The following is a 16,883-nucleotide window of genomic DNA, read 5'->3' on the forward strand; positions in this document are numbered from 1 at the left end:
TATACAAACCATTGGGCATTTTTCAATTAAATTTGGGTTGTTATATTTCTTTGGAATCTGCAGGAATTAAGAGTATTTGTATATTAGATAAAATAATTTCTAGGTAAGATAATTTAAAATATCCTAATTCTCTTACTAAATTTACGATTCATAAAATCCACTTTTAATGAAAAACCTAATAATAGCAAGCACCAGCACCGTTTACGGAGGCGAATATCTAGACTATCTAACCGAAGAAATGTCCGAACTTTTTAAGGACACTGAAGAAGTCATCTTTATCCCCTACGCGCGTCCCGGCGGCATCAGCCACGATGAATACACTGCAAAAGCCTCAAAAGCTTTCGATAAAATTGGTAAAAAATTAGTTGGATTGCACACTTTCAACAATCCTGTAGAAGCTTTAAAAAACGCCAAAGGAGCGTTTACTGGTGGTGGAAATACTTTTGTTTTAGTAAACTCTCTTTACCGTTTGGAACTTATGCAACCGCTTCGTGAAGCTATTTTTAACGGTTTGCCCTATATGGGAACTAGTGCCGGCAGCAATATTTGCGGTGTCTCTATGCAGACGACTAATGATATGCCTATTATTTATCCACCTTCGTTTAAAACTTTGGGTGTAATTCCTTTCAACCTCAACCCACACTATTTGGATCCTGAACCCAACAGTAAACATATGGGTGAAACCCGTGAAACCCGTATTGCGGAATTTCATACGCTGAACACGGTTCCAGTTGTTGGGCTACGTGAAGGAAGTTGGCTACGAGTAAAAGGTGATGAAATTATTCTGAAAGGTGAATTGAAAGCCCGTGTTTTTGAACAAGGAAAAAATCCTTATGAAGTTGAAACGGGTACGGAATTTTCAAATTTCTGAAAATTTAGTCTCATGTATTTAAGTGAGGCGATTTTATGTCTTTTTTAAAGTTCTTTTACAAAATGATACCCCTTCGCCACAAAACCCTGATTATAAAAAAATTTGTGTGACGGAAAGTTATGTACATAACTATTTAGCTCAACCCAATTACAGGATTTTTTCTTGGCGTAATCACTTACAAATTCGACCATCATTTTACCAATTCCGTGGCTTCTGTATTCATCACTAATAATAACGTGATCCATTTCTACACTTTTCCCTGCATAATGTCGGGTCTGGAACCAGAGCCCGCAAATACCTATTAATTTTTCAGCATCAAAAACACCCAAACATTCGTAGTGTTGTTGGACCATTTCAAGTAAACGCTCTTTTATAAGTTCTTCGGAAACGGTATAATTCCCAAGTTTTTGCAACATTGGAATAATACTCAAGATTTCCGAAGAAGGAATGATTTTAATAACAATTTTATTTTCCGACGTCATTATTCAACCACAATCATTTTAAGGGTTTTGGACGTTCCATTAACCGTCAGTTTGCAAAAATAGCTTCCTTCTGCAAGATTCATTTCGTCTATATTCATTGGAATTATATACTTTCCGTAACCTTTGGTTTCATTATTCATCACAGTATAAACCTTTCTTCCTTGAACATCAAATAGATCAATGCTCACCTGAGATTCTTCATGAAGCTTAAAGGAAACATAGCTTAAATCACTAGCTGGATTTGGGTATTGCATTACGTTCTCAACTTGCGCAGCACCATTTCCAGCAAATAGAATTGGCGATGGAGTTACATCTGTCCAAACACTTAACTGACTTCCGCTAAGCCTAGTCCAGATTGGTCTAACTACGTTGTTATGAACTGTTATATTCGTGTAATCTCCAAAGAAAACTCCTGAATTTGGAGTAAACGGAGATTCGCTAATTCGTTTGTTGGTTATTGTAGTTCCACCGTCTTCTGAATAGGCAAGGTAAACGTCGGTTTTATTGTCTGTATATTCTCTTCTATCATAAAACACAAAAAACAGATTGCCGTTAGTTTGGTCTATATCCATCCACGTGAAAAATTGTTGCTTTCCTGCGGGGTCGTCGTTTACTCGTGTTGGCGCGCTCCAAGTATTTCCACCATCGGTAGATTTACTCATAAAAACATCGGTATCGTTTGCGCCATTTCGTTGATCGCTCCAGTTTACATAAATAGTTCCGTGATTTGGACCGCCACTAAGATCACATTTTGTTATTGGTAAACCGTTAGCGCGGCTAATTCCAGGAATTCCATAGTCCCATCCTGTTGGCATTGGATCAATCTTAATTTCTTCAGATAACCAAGTGTCTCCTTGATCTAAGGATTTATTGAAAACAAGACCGTTTGGACCTGCCCAAGCCACATAAATCTCACCATTTGGACCAACTGCTGGTACAGCTCCTTCAGTGGTATCGTCTTCATCTACGCAATTTCCGTCAACGCTATTAATCTTTTTTGGAGCGGACCAGGTTTGACCTCTATCGGTCGATTTTGAAAATAGAATAATTGATTTATCATTGGGATTGCTACTTCCGTAATCGTCAAACTGCGTCCAGGTTACATATATATTGTTATTATTTCTGTCAACAACGCTCCATTGCTTGTCTTGCGCCTTGGTACCGTTCAGACCAGTAAAAGTACCGCTGCTCCAATTATTGCCGTTGTCTGTAGATTTTTGGCAAACAATCCTGTCAATCCAGTTGCCGCTTGAAGGATTTGAAAGATGGAAATAGTAAAAATTACCGTCCGTATCCACATCAAACGAAGGATCTCCCCACACGCCATAACTAGAAGTCATTGTCTGTTCACTCCATGTGAGGCCGCCATCGCTACTGTTATAGACATTATTCAAGTTTGCACCTGCAACAAGAATGTCCGTATTTAACGGATTCATTAATATTGAGGGTTCGTTCGGGGAATGATTGTTGGTAATCATAACGTTTTGGGCAGTTACGGGAGTAACAGCCATCCCGATAGCTATTGGGATAGAAAACAACAAAATTGTTGATAGGTTCTTGGTTATCATACTATTTCATATTTAAAAAAGATTAGTAAATGTATAAAATAGTTTGGTTTTCTTCGGAAGAAAAATGCTTTGAATTCCTAAAATTGAATTAAAAAAGAAAGCAGAAACCAACTACTAAATTATTTTTGACGAATTTAGTAAACTCTAAACAATAGTATTTTCAAAATAAATGAAACGCAACGAATTCATCAAAATATCAAGTATTACAGGATTAAGTTTAGCAATATTTCCGCAGTTATCTTTTAAAAATTTCTCTGAGGAATTCACCCGAAACCAATTAATAGGAAAGGGAAACCCAGATATTGTGGGCGATAGCTACACTTCAAAAATGCACAAAACCGCAAAGGCCGCATTCAATAAAATGAAATCCGCTGCCGCCAAAGAAAATATAAATATTGAAGTGGTTTCCGCCTACCGAAGCTTTCAGCGGCAAAAAGAAATTTTTGAAGGGAAATACAAACGTTTCACTTCCGAAGGACTTTCACCAGAAAAAGCAATCAAAAAAATCATAGAATATTCCACTATTCCCGGTACTTCGCGCCATCATTGGGGAACGGATTTAGACATTATTGACGCAAACGCGCCACGTCCAGCAAACGTTTTGATGCCTGAAAATTTTCACGGCACCGGCGTATTTTGCAAACTGAAAACTTGGTTGAATGAAAATGCTTCAAAATTCGACTTTTACGAAGTTTACACAGACAACGGCAACCGCAAAGGTTTTAAATATGAGCCGTGGCATTTCAGCTACGCACCAGTTTCAATCCCGATGCTGAAAGAATACAAAGAAAGGATCAATGTAAAAAAGATGCTTTCCGAAGAAAAAATTATGGGCAACGAACATTTTTCTGAAGCATTCGTTTCAAAATATGTGAAGGAAAATATTTTAGATATTAATCCGAAGTTGCTTTAAATGATTTAAGGTTTAAGGTTTAAAATTGTGGATTCCTTAAATTCAAACTCATCAACTTTTAAACTCTTAAACTTAAAGTCCAACAACCCTTTGTATCTTTGTATAACCTTGAATTTTGAATCTTAAATTTTGAATCCTCCAATGAACAAGAAAGTCCTTTTAATGATCCTAGATGGCTGGGGAGTTACGCAAGATCCTTCCGTTTCCGCCGTTGCACAGGCAGATACGCCTTTTATAGATTCACTTTATAAAAAATATCCGCACGCGCAATTGCTCACTCACGGAATGAACGTTGGGCTTCCCGAAGGTCAAATGGGCAACAGCGAAGTGGGACATATGAATTTGGGAGCTGGCAGAATTGTATATCAAGATCTAGCAAAAATTAATATGGCTGTTGAAAATGGTACGTTGCGCAACGAACCAGAACTACAAAAAGCTTTCGATTACGCAAAAAGTCACAATAAAAACGTACACTTTTTAGGCCTTGTTTCCAATGGTGGCGTGCATTCTCATATTGAGCATTTAAAAGGTTTAATTACCGCTGCTGACGAAAGTGGTTTGAAAAATATATTCGTTCACGCTTTTACAGATGGTCGCGATGTAGACCCACATTCTGGGAAGGGTTTTATTGAAGATTTGCAAAATTCTTTGGAGAAAACAGGCGGAAAACTAGCTTCAATCATTGGTCGATATTATGCAATGGATCGTGATAGACGTTGGGAACGCGTAAAAAAAGCGTATGATTTATTAGTATTCGGAAAAGGGAAACCCTCTAAAAATGCATTACAAAGTATTGAAGAAAGTTACGCCGAAGGAATTACCGACGAATTCATCGAACCGATTGTAATGACAACTACTAAAGGCAAACCAGTTGCAACCATTGAAAAAGATGACGTTGTGATTTTCTTCAACTTTAGAACCGATCGTGGCAGACAAATTACTGAAGTTTTAACTCAAAAAAATCACGAAACTTTTGAGATGAAAACGCTTCCGTTATATTTCGTGACACTTACGAACTATGACGATTCCTTTGAAAACATCCACGTAATCTACAATAAAGAAAATCTACACGATACTTTAGGCGAAATTTTAGAAAAGAACGGAAAAAAGCAAATCCGCATTGCTGAAACTGAAAAATATCCGCACGTAACTTTCTTCTTTTCTGGAGGAAGAGAAGTTCCTTTTGAGGGGGAAAAACGAATTCTTTGCCCATCGCCCACAGTCGCCACTTATGATCTTAAACCTGAAATGAGCGCTTACGATCTTCGGGATATGATTCTTCCAGAAATTGAAAATGAAACTGCTGATTTCATTTGCCTAAATTTCGCAAACCCAGATATGGTAGGACATACAGGTGTTTTTAAAGCAGCTGTTATTGCTTGCGAAACGGTAGATAATTGTGCTCAAGCCATTGTTGAACAAGCCTTAGAAAGTCATTATGTAACAATTATAATTGCAGACCATGGTAATAGTGAAAAAATGATAAACCCTGACGGTTCGCCAAACACGGCTCACACGATCAATCCTGTTCCAATAATAATAGTTGACAACGAAATTAAAACAGTTAAAAACGGAATATTGGGCGATATTGCTCCAACTATTCTTGCTATTTTAGGCGTTGAGAAGCCTGAGATAATGACACAACATTCCTTAATTTAATCATATGAAAAAAATAATCCTAATACTTTCAATAATCGCTTTATCAGCCTGCAATTCTTCAAAAGAAAAAAATAAAGTTGAAAAGAAAACTTCCACAGAAATGATATCCGAAAACTCAAAAGAAAAAATAAACGACACCGTTCCCTACGAAGATTCTGTAATGCTTCTAGGAAAAGCTAACCGAAAAGGTCTCCAAATGGACGCTTTCAAAAGCTGGTTCAACCCAGGCTATCAAGATTATAGCGTAGATTCTGTAACACTCGAAAAACTGAAACCATTTTTGAAAGATGTTACTATCACAGTCTTTATGGGTACTTGGTGCGAAGATAGCCAACGCGAAACGCCACATCTCTATAAAATTTTAGATGACGCAAAGTTTGATGAATCTAAACTAACTTTAATAACCACTTCAGACGAAAAAACCACTCCTCAAAGTTTTGAAAAAGGAAAAAACATAACCAACGTTCCCACCATAATCTTCTACAAAAACGATAAGGAATTGGGCAGAATCGTGGAATACCCTATTGAAAGCCTTGAAAAAGACATGCTCGCTATTTTAAGTGGAAAAGAATACAAACACGCTTACGCAGAATAAAACTTTAGCATCGGTATAATTCTTTGTAATTTTGCGGTTTGAAAATTTAAAATGATTAGAGAAACCCTAACTATTGCTGTAGATTTTGATGGAACCATCGTTGAAGATGAATATCCGAGCATTGGCCGTCCCATTATTTTTGCTTTTGAAACAATAAAAAAACTGCAGGACGAAGGTCATAGACTCATTCTATGGACCTACCGAAAAGGTCGTGCCTTGGAAGAAGCTGTAAAATTCTGCAATGAAAATGGAATTGTTTTTTATGCGGTAAATAAAAGTTTTCCTGAGGAAGAATTTGACGGTTCGTATAGCCGAAAAATAAATGCCGACGTTTTTATAGACGATCGTAATATTGGAGGTCTTAAAAGTTGGGGCGAAATCTATCAACAATTAATAGGCGAACTTACTCCCACAAAAACCAAAACACAGAAAAAAGGATTTTTCTCCTTTTTAAAATAGCAGTATGATAATCCCAAAAACAAGAGAAGAAATTGAATTGATGCGCGAAAGTGCTTTGGTGGTATCCCGTACTTTAGGAATGCTCGCTAAAGAAATGAAACCAGGTGCTACGACCAATCAGCTAAATAAAATGGCGGAAGATTACATTCGTAGTCAAGACGCAATTCCAGGATTTCTTGGACTTTATGGTTGCCCTTCCACCCTATTAACGAGTGTAAATGAAGCGGTTGTTCACGGTTTGCCAACTGATGTTCCTTTGAAGGAAGGCGATATTGTTGCAATAGATTGTGGTGCCATCAAAAATAGTTTTTATGGCGATCACGCTTATACTTTTGAAGTTGGCGAAGTTTCTGCTGAAACTAAAAAGCTTTTGAAAATTACGAAAGAGTCACTTTACATAGGTATCCGAGAATTTAAAGCTGGGAACCGCGTTGGCGATGTTGGGTTTGCAATTCAAAACTATTGCGAAGCGCAAGGTTATGGCGTGGTTCGCGAACTTGTTGGCCACGGTTTAGGTAGAAAAATGCACGAAGATCCCGAAATGCCAAACTATGGCCGCCGCGGTCGCGGCAAGAAATTTGTTGAAGGAATGACCATTGCATTGGAACCAATGATAAATTTGGGAACCTACAAAGTGAAACAATTGAGCGACGGCTGGACCATCGTAACTCAAGACGGGCAACCCAGTGCACACTATGAGCACAACATAGCTTTAGTAAACGGAAAACCGGAATTGCTTTCTACGTTTGATTATGTTTATGAAGCGTTGGGGATTGTGAGTGATGAAGAGAAAGAATTCAGAAATATATAAACTTTGCGACCTTTACGCCTTTGCGGTGAAATATTTAACGCAGAGTCGCAGAGAACGCAGAGTTCAATCCATAAACTTTGTTCAAAAAAATCCTAAATACCATCCCACGTCCCTTACTCATAAGATTGAGTATTATTAGCAGACCCATACTCGCTTTTTTTCTGAAGGGAAATAAATACACAGACCCAATTGATGGGAAATCTTATAAAAAATTTCTTCCGTATGGTTATGAGGTGGTTCGTGAAAATGTGCTTTCGCCGGGAACGCTTTCTTTGGAAAGACACAGATTGTTTTGGCTTTATCTTCAAAATGAAACAGGCTTCTTCACAGAAAATCTGAAAGTACTGCACTTTGCTCCTGAGCAAGCGTTTTATAAGAAATTCAGGAAAATGAAAAATCTGGATTACACTACAACCGACCTGAATTCGCCAATTGCAGATGTGAAGGCAGATATTTGCAAGCTTCCTTTTAACGGCAATGAATTCGACTTTATAATCTGTAACCACGTTCTGGAACACATTCCAGATGATACCAAGGCAATGCAAGAAATTTATCGTGTTTTGGCTCCTGGCGGTACGGCAATCCTACAAGTTCCCTACAAAGCAGATTTAGAAAAAACGTTTGAAGACAACTCTATCACCGACCCAAAAGAACGCGCAAAAATCTTCGGACAGTACGATCATGTTCGGGTTTATGGAATGGATTATTTCAGCAAACTGGAAAGCATCGGGTTTACCGTTGATGCCGCTGATTATACAAAAATACTTTCTTCGGAAGAAGTTGAGAAATACAGATTACCAAAAGGTGAATTAATTCCTGTTTGTAAAAAATTAGTTTCCTAAACGCTTCTTAAAACCGTCCGTCACAAAGACTTGATGATTGTTTAAAGAATCGTTGAAGGTTAAATAAGCTTCTACATCTGGAAGATTTTTCAATAATTCTTTTGATTTTTCCAATCCCAAAGCCATAAACGAAGTTGCATAGGCATCAGCCACACCGCAAGTTGGAGCTATAACGGTAGAACTTGTAACATCGCTCATTTCTGCGGAACCAGTTAGAGGATTCAATGTATGAACATATTTTTTGCCAGAAGCAGAATCAATTCTAAACTTTCGGTAATTACCTGAAGAAGCCATCCCAACATTTTTTAGCTTTACGGTTGCTTCAAAACTTCTATCTTCCAATTCAGAATCTACAGTTTCAACTCCAACTACCCAATCTTGGTTTTTAACGAGGTTTTCACCTTTGGTAAGAATTTCACCACCCAATTCAATTAAATAATTTGTTACACCTTTAGATTCTAGATAACGACCTAGACAATCTATTCCGAAGCCTTTTGCAACGGCATTAAAGTCGAAATAGATCTGTGGATATTCTTTGGAAATAGTTCCGTCGCTGTTAATTTTCACTTTATGAAAACCTACAAATTGCATTAAAGAATCTAAGGTTTTTTCATCAATTTCTTTCAGTGGTTTTACATCGCCAAAACCGTAGGCATTGCGCAATATGCCTATTGTTGGGTCAAAATACCCGTTTGTTTTTTTGTTTACTTCTTCAGAAATTTTAAATACTTCCCTAAAAATTGAATCAACAACTATGGTGGAATCGCCTCTATTCACTTTTGAAATATCACTTTCAGGAATATACGTGCTCACGGAATGGTTTACGACATCAATAACGGAATCCAACCCTTTTTTGAAATCAATGTTCTTTTCTGAATAAAACTGAATGTTATAAGTTGTGCCGAAAGCTTCGCCTTGAAGATATATTGGTTCGGGTTTATTGTTTCCACATGAAAATAAAAGAAACAGAAAAGAGAAAGCAAGGCATTTCAGAAATTCAGTCATAGGATTATATTTAACCGCAACGGTAGCAATCCTGATAGCTATCGGGATTCGCAAAGTTCACGAAGGAATAATTATAAAATAACAATTTTCAGGTCTTAAAGAATTTCTTGTAAGCCTTTATAAACTAAAGTGTAATCTTCGTCTTTTAAAACTGGTTTGCCGTAGTCACTTCCGTGGCCCAAACCAACGCCAGCGTAATAGGTTTTGGCTTCAAACTTATCTGCGTGTTCTTTAATTACATTCATCAGAACAGGATCGTAAGCTTGTGCATCTTGCGGATAGGAAACAGCGCGCACAATTACAAAGTGAAGCACTTTACTCTTCAAAGCCACGAACTGCGGATCTGTTTTCAATTTTGAATTGACTCCCAGAAATTCATAACCATCGGCTTCCAATTGTTTTCCAACGATATTCATCGCAAGGTTGTGGAGTTCCTGTTTGGTTAATTTTTCGCCCATAAGTGATTTCAAAATTACAAATATTTTTAACCAGATGTAAAAAACCGCTTCAAAAAATTATGAAGCGGTTTTTACAACGTATCCTATAAAAATCTATCCCCCAAAATCATCAAAACGAATATTTTCGTCAGGAATTCCGAAGTCTTCGCCCATCTTTTGAACGGCTTGATTCATTAATGGTGGGCCACAGAAATATAATTCTATATCTTCAGGTGTGTCGTGAAGATTTAAGTAGTTATCAATCACAACTTGGTGAATGAAGCCTACAAAGCCATCACCAGCTTCATCGTTTATGTCTTTTTTCACTTTCCAATTGTCTTCTTCCGCAGGCTCACTTAAGGCCAAATAGAATTTGAAGTTTGGAAATTCACGTTCTAGTTCATTAAAGTGTTCCAAATAGAACAATTCTCTTTTTGAACGACCACCATACCAATAAGTTACTTTTCTACCAGTTTTTAAGGTTTTGAAAAGATGGTACAAGTGAGAACGCATCGGTGCCATTCCGGCTCCACCACCAACGTAAAGCATTTCTGCTTCGGAAGGGTTTATGAAGAATTCACCATAGGGACCAGAGATAACAACTTTATCACCTTTCTTACAGTTGAAAATATATGAAGAAGCGATTCCCGGATTAACAGTCATCCATCCTCCTTTTGCACGATCAAATGGTGGCGTAGCAATACGCACGTTTAGCATAATCTCGCGTCCTTCTGCTGGATAAGAAGCCATAGAGTAGGCTCTTTCTGCAGTTTCATTGTTTTTCATTACCAATGGCCAAAGTTTGAATTTGTCCCACTCTTCTTGAAATTTGTCTGGTCTTTCGTGTTCTTCAGGATGGGCAGTGATGTCCATATCTTCGAACTTTACTTCGCAAGGTGGGATTTCAATTTGAATATATCCACCAGCTTTGTAGTTCATATCCTCAGGGATTTCAACAACGAATTCTTTAATAAACGATGCAACGTTGTAGTTTCTAACTACGGTCGCGTCCCATTTTTTAATTCCGAAGACTTCCTCCGGAATGTGGATGTTCATATCCTGCTTCACTTTTACTTGGCAGGAAAGACGAACACCATCTTTTAATTCCTTACGTGTGAAGTGTGGCGTTTCAGTTGGCAATGCTTCACCACCACCAGAAATAACGTGACATTCACATTGAATACAAGTTCCACCACCACCACAGGCAGATGGAAGGAATATTTTTTCGGCGCTTAAAGTAGAAAGCAAGGAGCCGCCAGATGGAACTTCAATAACTTTCTCTTCATTGATCGTAATTTTCACAGGGCCAGATGGAGCCAATTTTTCTTTGGTAAACAACAATAGTGCAACCAATAAAAGTGTCAAAATCAAAAGGGCGATGACTGTTACTGTTATAACTCCAAGAGTGCTTATTTCTAAAAACATATTATTGCTTCGTTAAAGTTGAAACTTCTGATAGCGAAACCGCAGGAGCAGTTTCTTCTGTATTTTCTTGTTGGATCTGTTCTGTTTTCGCTCCAATATTTGATGGATCTGAATCTAATGCTGGTTTCTTTTCGTCACCTCCTGTTAGCATTCCTCCAAAACTCATAAAACCTATCGCCATTAAGCCTGTGATGATAAAAGTAATTCCTAAACCACGTAAAGGTGCGGGAACGTTTGAATATCGTATTTTTTCGCGAATGGCAGCAATGGCCAAAATAGCTAAGAACCATCCAATACCTGAACTAAAACCATAATTAAGAGCCAAGCCTAAGGTTGGAATATCTCTAGACTGCATAAATAACGATCCTCCCAAAATTGCACAGTTTACGGCAATAAGTGGAAGAAAGATACCTAGTGAATTGTAAAGTGATGGTGAAAATTTTTCAACCACTATCTCTACCAACTGCACCATTGTTGCGATGGTTGCGATGAAAAGAATAAAGGAAAGAAATCCTAAATTATAATCTGCATATTCTGGTCCTAACCATACCAAAGCACCATCTTTCAAAAGATATTGATCCAAAAGCCAGTTGATTGGTACGGTTACCGTCAATACGAAGATTACGGCAGCACCAAGGCCAACAGCGGTTGTAACTTTTTTGGAAACAGCAAGATAAGAGCACATTCCAAGGAAAGTGGCAAATATCATATTGTCTATAAAGATCGATTTAAAAAATAACTCTATGTGTTCCATTTTTTATAAGTATTCAGTAAACAATGGCAATTTTCAGTATGCTGATTGCCTACTGATATTGCAAACTGCGACTATTTTTTATTCTTCTATTAAAGTCTTATTTCTTGAACGTTGTACCCAAATGATAATTCCAATAACAATCAGAGCCATTGGCGAAAGCAACATAAATCCGTTATTTTCATATCCAAAAGCATAAAGACCAGTTTTAGCGATAGGGTCTCCCAAAACTTTGAAACCCAAAAGTGTTCCAGAACCTAAAAGCTCACGGAAGAAACCTACGATTATCAAAATAAGGCCATACCCTGCGGCATTTCCAATTCCGTCAAGAAAAGAACGCCAAGGTTTGTTTGCTAAGGCGAATGCTTCAAAACGCCCCATAATGATACAGTTTGTAATGATTAGACCAATGAAAACTGAAAGTTGTTTGCTCAATTCATAAGCAAAAGCTTTTAGCACTTGATCTACAATAATTACCAATGCGGCTACAATAATTAGTTGTGCTATAATCCTGATTTTTCCTGGAATAACATTTCGTAAAAGCGAAATAACAACGTTTCCTACTCCTAATACAACCATTACTGAAAGCGCCATCACAATGGAAGCTTTTAATTGCGCAGTAATTGCCAACGCAGAACAAATACCCAAAACTTGAATGGTAATAGGGTTATTGTCTGCTAAAGGATCTAGAATTAATCTGCTGTCTTTTTTTGAAAGTAAAGCCATTTTTCTTAAATTTTTTATGTTATAAAAACAACTGTCTTATATTATTGAATTGAATCAGAAACTTCGATTGTATCCGTTGTTTCAATCTTTTCTGCTCCTTTTAATTTCTCCAAGTATGGAATGTAACGAGCTATGTCTTTTCTAATCATATCTGTTACTCCATTTCCGGTAATTGTTGCCCCCGCAAGAGCATCTACTTTTTGATCGTCCTTTCTTTCGTTCAAAGGATCGTTATTTCCTTTTGCTACGGTTATACCTACAAAAGCATCGCCGTTCATAATTTGTTCGCCTTGAAAATCATCCATAAAGAAACGTTCCTTAATATTGGCTCCAAGACCAGGAGTTTCTCCTTTGTGATCAAAGAACACACCTTCAACAACGAAATCCTTATCAAGAGAAACAAAGCCCCAAATTGCATCCCAAAGACCTTTTCCGCGCATTGGAATTATATAATAGGTTTTACCATCTTTTTCGCCAATAAACAAAGGAAGACGTCGTTTATAATTTTGGTCGTCGTTTGCGTGTGTCTCTTCCTTTTTAATATCAATCAAATAAGCATTTTCATCTTCAGTGGCTTCATCGCCTTGAATAACCAATTGCTTTTTTATATATTTATGAAAAGCAGCTTCAACTTCTTTTGTAGGAATAAATGTTACACTTCCAGTTCCTTCATTATCGTCAACACCCATTGCATAAAGAATGTTCTGTTGTTTTTCGAAGCGTTCGTTTTCTGAAATCTTTCCGCGCAATCCTTGTGCAATCCCGGCTAAAAGACTTCCTACCACTAATACCATTATTACTGCAAACAGTATTGTATATGAATTTTTATCAGTAAACTTTGCCATTATTACGCTGCTTTAACTTTTAAACGTTTCATCCTCTTCTTAATATTTCCTTGAATCACATAATGATCTATCGTGGGTGCAAATACATTCAACAATAATATTGAAAGCATAAATCCTTCGGGATATGCAGGGTTGAAAACCCGTATCATAATACCCATGAACCCAATTAGGAAACCGTAAATCCATTTCCCTTTATTGGTCTGCGAAGCAGTTACCGGATCTGTTGCCATATAAACAATTGCAAAAGCGGCGCTTCCTATTATTAAATGCTGCCAAAAGGGTTCACTCATTAATCCATAGAATTTGCTACCATCCTCTATCCAGCCCTGATCCACAATACCGTTAAATATCAATCCCATAGCAAGCGCTCCTAAAACTGCGGAAAGCATGATCCGCCAGCTACCAATTTTTGTGAATATTAAAAACAAAGCTCCAATAATTATTAGGAATGTTGAGGTTTCGCCAACGGAACCTGGTATAAAGCCCCAGAACATATCCCAAACACTGTAAACGGGATGACTGTTGGCTGCTAAAGTTCCTAAAATGGTCTCTCCGGAAATTGCATCAGGCTGTCCTGCCATTGCTTGTGCTCCTTCCACCCAAACCTTATCCCCACTCATCCAAGTTGGATAGGCGAAGAATAAAAAGGCACGAATAGTAAGTGCAGGATTTAATATATTCATTCCAGTACCACCAAAAACTTCTTTCCCGATAATAACTCCGAAGATTACCGCAACAGTAAGCATCCAAAGTGGAATATCAATAGGAACAATAAGTGGCACAAGCATTCCCGTTACCAAATATCCTTCTTCTACTTCGTGTTTTTTAATGATGGCGAAAATAAATTCTACCCCAAGACCAACTCCGTATGAAATAATTACCAACGGCAAAACCTTCCATGCCCCCAAGATAAAGTTATCCCAAGTGAAGAAATTTCCTAAAGGATCTAACCTTAAAGCATTGTCTATAGCTGCATAATGCTGATAACCTGCATTGAATATTCCAAAAATTAAACAAGGAATAAGCGCCATGATTACCGTGTTCATCGTACGCTTCAAATCATCTACAACACGAACGTGCGCGCCAGAATGCGTCGTTTCATTCGGCGTATATAAAAAGGTGTGAAGTGCGTTGAACGCAGGAGCCATTTTGGTGCCTTTGTACTTTTCCTTTAGCTTATGTAAATTCTGTTTCAATCCCATAGCGACTATCCTATTTCTTTATACATTAAATCAAGACCGTTCCTGATAATTTGTTGGTGTGGCTGCTTGCTCACGCAAATAAATTCGGTAAGCGAAAAATCTTCTGGAGCCACTTCATACATTCCCAAAGCTTCCATTTGATCCAAGTCTTGGACCATACACGCTTTTAGAATTTGCATTGGATATATATCTAGCGGAAATACTTCTTCATAGCTACCCGTTACCACAAAATTACGGTGTTCACCATTGGTATTGGTGTCCAAATCGTATTTTTTGTTTGGCGTTAACCACGAAAATGTAAGTGCTCTTGAAGTTGAAATTTTATTGAAAACTGGCTTGTTCCAGCCAAATAATTCATAATCATCACCCTCAGGAATCACGGTCACTGTGTTGTTATAATAACCCAAATGTCCTTTTGGAGAAATCTTTTTCCCTGTAAGCACATCGCCACTAATCACGCGAACGTTTTCGTCTTTAAGACCAGAATCATACAAAAACGTTGAAGCCTCTGCCCCGATTCTAGTTTTATAATATTTTGGAGTTTTTATTTCAGAACCAGAAAGTGCGATAATGCGTTCTGGATTAAATTTTCCTGTTAGTAGCAATTCACCAATAATAACAAGATCCTGTGGCGCAATGGTCCAAACAATCTCGTTTTTATTTACAGGTGCTATTTTGTTTATCTGTGTCCCCACATTTCCAGCCGGGTGTGGTCCAGAAATAGTGTGAAGCGAAATATCTCTTAAACCTTTAAAAGGTGAACTTCCGCTTTTGCCAACCCCAACGTGAACCTGCCCTTTGGTAAGTTTGCTAAGTGCGGTTATAGCAGCTTGTAGTTCTTTTTCTTTTCCGTGAAGCGAAAAATCATAATCGTTTGCCAATGGCGCACTGCTAAAAGCAGAAATAAAAATATCTCTTGGCTCTTGATCCGTATAAGCAATCACCGCATAAGGGCGTTGCATAATGAACGGCCAGCATCCAGACTCCAATAAGCGAGCTTTTATAGCCTCAGCACTTGAAGAATCTGGGCTTAAAATGCCAAAATCCTTAAAGGTGTCTTGTGGATCTGCTTCAATGATAATTTCTTTGATTACACGTTTTGCGCCACGTTCAATTGTGGTAAGTGTGCCGCTAACAGGTGAAACAAACTTTAGCAGTTCGTCACTTTTCGAGTAGAAAATGGTATCACCAGCTTGAACTTTTCCACCTTCCCGAACCACCATTTTTGGGGTAATAAGATGAAAGTCGGAAGGTCTAATTGCGAAGGTTCTGGATCGAGGAGCGCTAGATAGCGTTTTCTCGGCTTCACCCTGTAATTTAATGGTAAGACCTTTTTTAATTTTAATGTCTTTGGACATAAATATGGATATTAATAATGCCTTTTTTACACCCTATTGCCCCTCAAAACAAATGCGGGGGGAATAAGGGCGTGCAAATTTATAAATTAAATACACCATTGCACAACAAAAGGGTATAATTTTCTGTGTTAAAAAGGAATGGCTGTGTATTTTAAAACGTTTATAAATTACGGGGTTGATTATTTTGAAAAATCTTGCTTTGGAGTTTTGAATAAAAGTGTTAATCTTGTTGAACTAAAGTCAACAAAGAACTCTTCACAACTCATATTATCCTCTGAAACTTAAAACAGTAAAATACATAGCCATCATTTTTATAGTAGCATTTGTATTAAATGTTATTGGCGGTATCGGTCTAAACATCTGGGGGCTTTCATCTATTTTTGAAGCTAACAACAGTTCTACTCTAACTGAAATAGAGCGCTTACATTACCAAAAAGAAAAAATGCTTCGCGATTATTACAACCCACTTGTGGATAGTCTTCTTGACGCAAACCCAAAAGTTGCAATAGCCTATATAGACAGTGTTTTAATTAGATATCCATACGAATATCAAATGGCTCTAAAAAAAGGTGTGGGATATTATAGAATTGATTCTATAGAAAAAGCTATCTTCTTTTTTGAGAAAGCAATGGAAATGCGCGATGAAGAATATCCACAGGCACTTCAATATAAAGCTTGGGCATTGTCTGATCTTAAAAAATATGACGAGGCAATTATTCAATTTGAAAAAGCTTCAAAACTATCAAACGGTTACGAAAACGAACTGTATATCGCAGAAACCTATGAGTTAAAAGAAAACACCAAAGAAGCTATCAAATACTACAAACTCTTCCTTTCAAATCTTGAATCCTTAAATTCAAACCTTCAATATTGGGAGAAAATTAGAGACGTTAAAAAGAAAATCGCTGCATTAGAACTACTGAAAAAATAACGA

At 37.5% G+C, this 16,883-nt stretch carries 18 protein-coding genes; 8 read left to right on the forward strand and 10 right to left on the reverse strand.

From position 1 onward, the window contains the following. The first annotated feature begins 166 nt into the window (after nt 1–166). A complete protein-coding gene (pepE, locus tag AEQSU_RS02370) occupies nt 167–871 on the forward strand; it encodes a dipeptidase PepE (RefSeq protein ID WP_014781256.1) in 705 nt (234 codons plus the stop codon). Between the two features lie 44 nt (nt 872–915). Here the strand turns inward: pepE and AEQSU_RS02375 are convergent, their stop codons facing one another. Further along, nucleotides 916–1,353 carry a GNAT family N-acetyltransferase gene (locus AEQSU_RS02375; RefSeq protein WP_014781257.1) on the reverse strand — a complete coding sequence of 146 codons (438 nt, stop codon included), beginning with the start codon at nt 1,351–1,353 and terminating at the stop codon, nt 916–918. After that, entirely contained in the window at nt 1,353–2,921 is a 1,569-nt protein-coding gene (locus AEQSU_RS02380; RefSeq protein ID WP_014781258.1) for a T9SS type A sorting domain-containing protein, read from the reverse strand. Before AEQSU_RS02380 ends, AEQSU_RS02375 begins: the two co-directional genes overlap by 1 nt. 169 nt (nt 2,922–3,090) lie before the next feature. Here AEQSU_RS02380 and AEQSU_RS02385 point away from each other — a divergent pair, with 169 nt between their 5' ends. The 6 genes from AEQSU_RS02385 (at nt 3,091) to AEQSU_RS02410 (ending at nt 8,200) form a co-directional block, all read left to right on the forward strand. Further along, complete coding sequence (locus tag AEQSU_RS02385) at nt 3,091–3,834, forward strand: M15 family metallopeptidase (RefSeq protein ID WP_014781259.1); 744 nt, start codon at nt 3,091–3,093, stop codon at nt 3,832–3,834. A 141-nt stretch (nt 3,835–3,975) separates the two neighbouring features. Further along, nucleotides 3,976–5,493: a 2,3-bisphosphoglycerate-independent phosphoglycerate mutase gene (gene gpmI / locus AEQSU_RS02390; protein WP_014781260.1), complete on the forward strand. Its 1,518-nt coding sequence runs from the start codon at nt 3,976–3,978 to the stop codon at nt 5,491–5,493. A 4-nt stretch (nt 5,494–5,497) separates the two neighbouring features. Beyond that, nucleotides 5,498–6,088: a thioredoxin family protein gene (locus AEQSU_RS02395; protein ID WP_014781261.1), complete on the forward strand. Its 591-nt coding sequence runs from the start codon at nt 5,498–5,500 to the stop codon at nt 6,086–6,088. Between the two features lie 51 nt (nt 6,089–6,139). Then, a complete protein-coding gene (locus AEQSU_RS02400; protein ID WP_014781262.1) occupies nt 6,140–6,547 on the forward strand; it encodes a BT0820 family HAD-type phosphatase in 408 nt (135 codons plus the stop codon). Nucleotides 6,548–6,551: 4 nt separating this feature from the next. Continuing rightward, on the forward strand, nt 6,552–7,358 hold the full coding sequence (gene map / locus AEQSU_RS02405; RefSeq protein ID WP_014781263.1) for a type I methionyl aminopeptidase: 807 nt from the start codon (nt 6,552–6,554) through the stop codon (nt 7,356–7,358). A 77-nt stretch (nt 7,359–7,435) separates the two neighbouring features. Next, the gene (locus AEQSU_RS02410) at nt 7,436–8,200 is read left to right on the forward strand and encodes a class I SAM-dependent methyltransferase (protein WP_014781264.1); all 765 of its coding nucleotides are present in this window, start codon (nt 7,436–7,438) and stop codon (nt 8,198–8,200) included. Here the strand turns inward: AEQSU_RS02410 and AEQSU_RS02415 are convergent. The 8 genes from AEQSU_RS02415 to AEQSU_RS02450 all read right to left on the reverse strand — a co-directional run bounded on the left by AEQSU_RS02415 (nt 8,189) and on the right by AEQSU_RS02450 (nt 15,949). Continuing rightward, entirely contained in the window at nt 8,189–9,205 is a 1,017-nt protein-coding gene (locus tag AEQSU_RS02415) for an FAD:protein FMN transferase (RefSeq protein ID WP_014781265.1), read from the reverse strand. The genes AEQSU_RS02410 and AEQSU_RS02415 overlap by 12 nt on opposite strands. Before the next feature lie 95 nt (nt 9,206–9,300). Beyond that, complete coding sequence (locus AEQSU_RS02420; RefSeq protein WP_014781266.1) at nt 9,301–9,663, reverse strand: hypothetical protein; 363 nt, start codon at nt 9,661–9,663, stop codon at nt 9,301–9,303. A gap of 93 nt (nt 9,664–9,756) precedes the next feature. After that, nucleotides 9,757–11,067, reverse strand: coding sequence for an NADH:ubiquinone reductase (Na(+)-transporting) subunit F (gene nqrF, locus AEQSU_RS02425; protein ID WP_014781267.1), 1,311 nt, complete (start codon nt 11,065–11,067; stop codon nt 9,757–9,759). Nucleotide 11,068: 1 nt separating this feature from the next. Continuing rightward, nucleotides 11,069–11,821: an NADH:ubiquinone reductase (Na(+)-transporting) subunit E gene (gene nqrE / locus AEQSU_RS02430; protein WP_014781268.1), complete on the reverse strand. Its 753-nt coding sequence runs from the start codon at nt 11,819–11,821 to the stop codon at nt 11,069–11,071. A gap of 78 nt (nt 11,822–11,899) precedes the next feature. Next, nucleotides 11,900–12,544 (reverse strand): NADH:ubiquinone reductase (Na(+)-transporting) subunit D, encoded by a 645-nt coding sequence (locus AEQSU_RS02435; RefSeq protein WP_014781269.1) that lies wholly within the window; start codon nt 12,542–12,544, stop codon nt 11,900–11,902. A 41-nt stretch (nt 12,545–12,585) separates the two neighbouring features. After that, nucleotides 12,586–13,389, reverse strand: a complete 804-nt coding sequence (locus AEQSU_RS02440; RefSeq protein ID WP_014781270.1) for a Na(+)-translocating NADH-quinone reductase subunit C — start codon at nt 13,387–13,389, stop codon at nt 12,586–12,588. A gap of 2 nt (nt 13,390–13,391) precedes the next feature. After that, nucleotides 13,392–14,591, reverse strand: coding sequence for an NADH:ubiquinone reductase (Na(+)-transporting) subunit B (locus AEQSU_RS02445; RefSeq protein ID WP_014781271.1), 1,200 nt, complete (start codon nt 14,589–14,591; stop codon nt 13,392–13,394). A gap of 5 nt (nt 14,592–14,596) precedes the next feature. Next, nucleotides 14,597–15,949, reverse strand: coding sequence for a Na(+)-translocating NADH-quinone reductase subunit A (locus tag AEQSU_RS02450; protein WP_014781272.1), 1,353 nt, complete (start codon nt 15,947–15,949; stop codon nt 14,597–14,599). Between the two features lie 442 nt (nt 15,950–16,391). Between AEQSU_RS02450 and AEQSU_RS02455 the strand changes: the two genes are divergently transcribed. Next, nucleotides 16,392–16,880 (forward strand): tetratricopeptide repeat protein, encoded by a 489-nt coding sequence (locus tag AEQSU_RS02455; protein WP_014781274.1) that lies wholly within the window; start codon nt 16,392–16,394, stop codon nt 16,878–16,880. The last annotated feature ends 3 nt before the right edge of the window (nt 16,881–16,883 follow it).

Origin of the sequence: Aequorivita sublithincola DSM 14238 (genome assembly GCF_000265385.1) — a bacterium.
In the GTDB taxonomy this organism is placed as follows: domain Bacteria; phylum Bacteroidota; class Bacteroidia; order Flavobacteriales; family Flavobacteriaceae; genus Aequorivita; species Aequorivita sublithincola.

What these genes read in the sequence shown, in the direction of transcription:
- AEQSU_RS02385 (WP_014781259.1), top strand. Translation starts at nt 3,091, where the DNA reads ATGAAACGCAACGAATTCATCAAAATATCAAGTATTACAGGATTAAGT.
- gpmI (WP_014781260.1), top strand. Translation starts at nt 3,976, where the DNA reads ATGAACAAGAAAGTCCTTTTAATGATCCTAGATGGCTGGGGAGTTACG.
- nqrE (WP_014781268.1), bottom strand. Translation starts at nt 11,821, where the DNA reads ATGGAACACATAGAGTTATTTTTTAAATCGATCTTTATAGACAATATG.
- AEQSU_RS02380 (WP_014781258.1), bottom strand. Translation starts at nt 2,921, where the DNA reads ATGATAACCAAGAACCTATCAACAATTTTGTTGTTTTCTATCCCAATA.
- pepE (WP_014781256.1), top strand. Translation starts at nt 167, where the DNA reads ATGAAAAACCTAATAATAGCAAGCACCAGCACCGTTTACGGAGGCGAA.
- AEQSU_RS02395 (WP_014781261.1), top strand. Translation starts at nt 5,498, where the DNA reads ATGAAAAAAATAATCCTAATACTTTCAATAATCGCTTTATCAGCCTGC.
- AEQSU_RS02415 (WP_014781265.1), bottom strand. Translation starts at nt 9,205, where the DNA reads ATGACTGAATTTCTGAAATGCCTTGCTTTCTCTTTTCTGTTTCTTTTA.
- map (WP_014781263.1), top strand. Translation starts at nt 6,552, where the DNA reads ATGATAATCCCAAAAACAAGAGAAGAAATTGAATTGATGCGCGAAAGT.
- AEQSU_RS02435 (WP_014781269.1), bottom strand. Translation starts at nt 12,544, where the DNA reads ATGGCTTTACTTTCAAAAAAAGACAGCAGATTAATTCTAGATCCTTTA.
- nqrF (WP_014781267.1), bottom strand. Translation starts at nt 11,067, where the DNA reads ATGTTTTTAGAAATAAGCACTCTTGGAGTTATAACAGTAACAGTCATC.
- AEQSU_RS02445 (WP_014781271.1), bottom strand. Translation starts at nt 14,591, where the DNA reads ATGGGATTGAAACAGAATTTACATAAGCTAAAGGAAAAGTACAAAGGC.
- AEQSU_RS02420 (WP_014781266.1), bottom strand. Translation starts at nt 9,663, where the DNA reads ATGGGCGAAAAATTAACCAAACAGGAACTCCACAACCTTGCGATGAAT.
- AEQSU_RS02450 (WP_014781272.1), bottom strand. Translation starts at nt 15,949, where the DNA reads ATGTCCAAAGACATTAAAATTAAAAAAGGTCTTACCATTAAATTACAG.
- AEQSU_RS02440 (WP_014781270.1), bottom strand. Translation starts at nt 13,389, where the DNA reads ATGGCAAAGTTTACTGATAAAAATTCATATACAATACTGTTTGCAGTA.
- AEQSU_RS02375 (WP_014781257.1), bottom strand. Translation starts at nt 1,353, where the DNA reads ATGACGTCGGAAAATAAAATTGTTATTAAAATCATTCCTTCTTCGGAA.
- AEQSU_RS02400 (WP_014781262.1), top strand. Translation starts at nt 6,140, where the DNA reads ATGATTAGAGAAACCCTAACTATTGCTGTAGATTTTGATGGAACCATC.
- AEQSU_RS02455 (WP_014781274.1), top strand. Translation starts at nt 16,392, where the DNA reads ATGCTTCGCGATTATTACAACCCACTTGTGGATAGTCTTCTTGACGCA.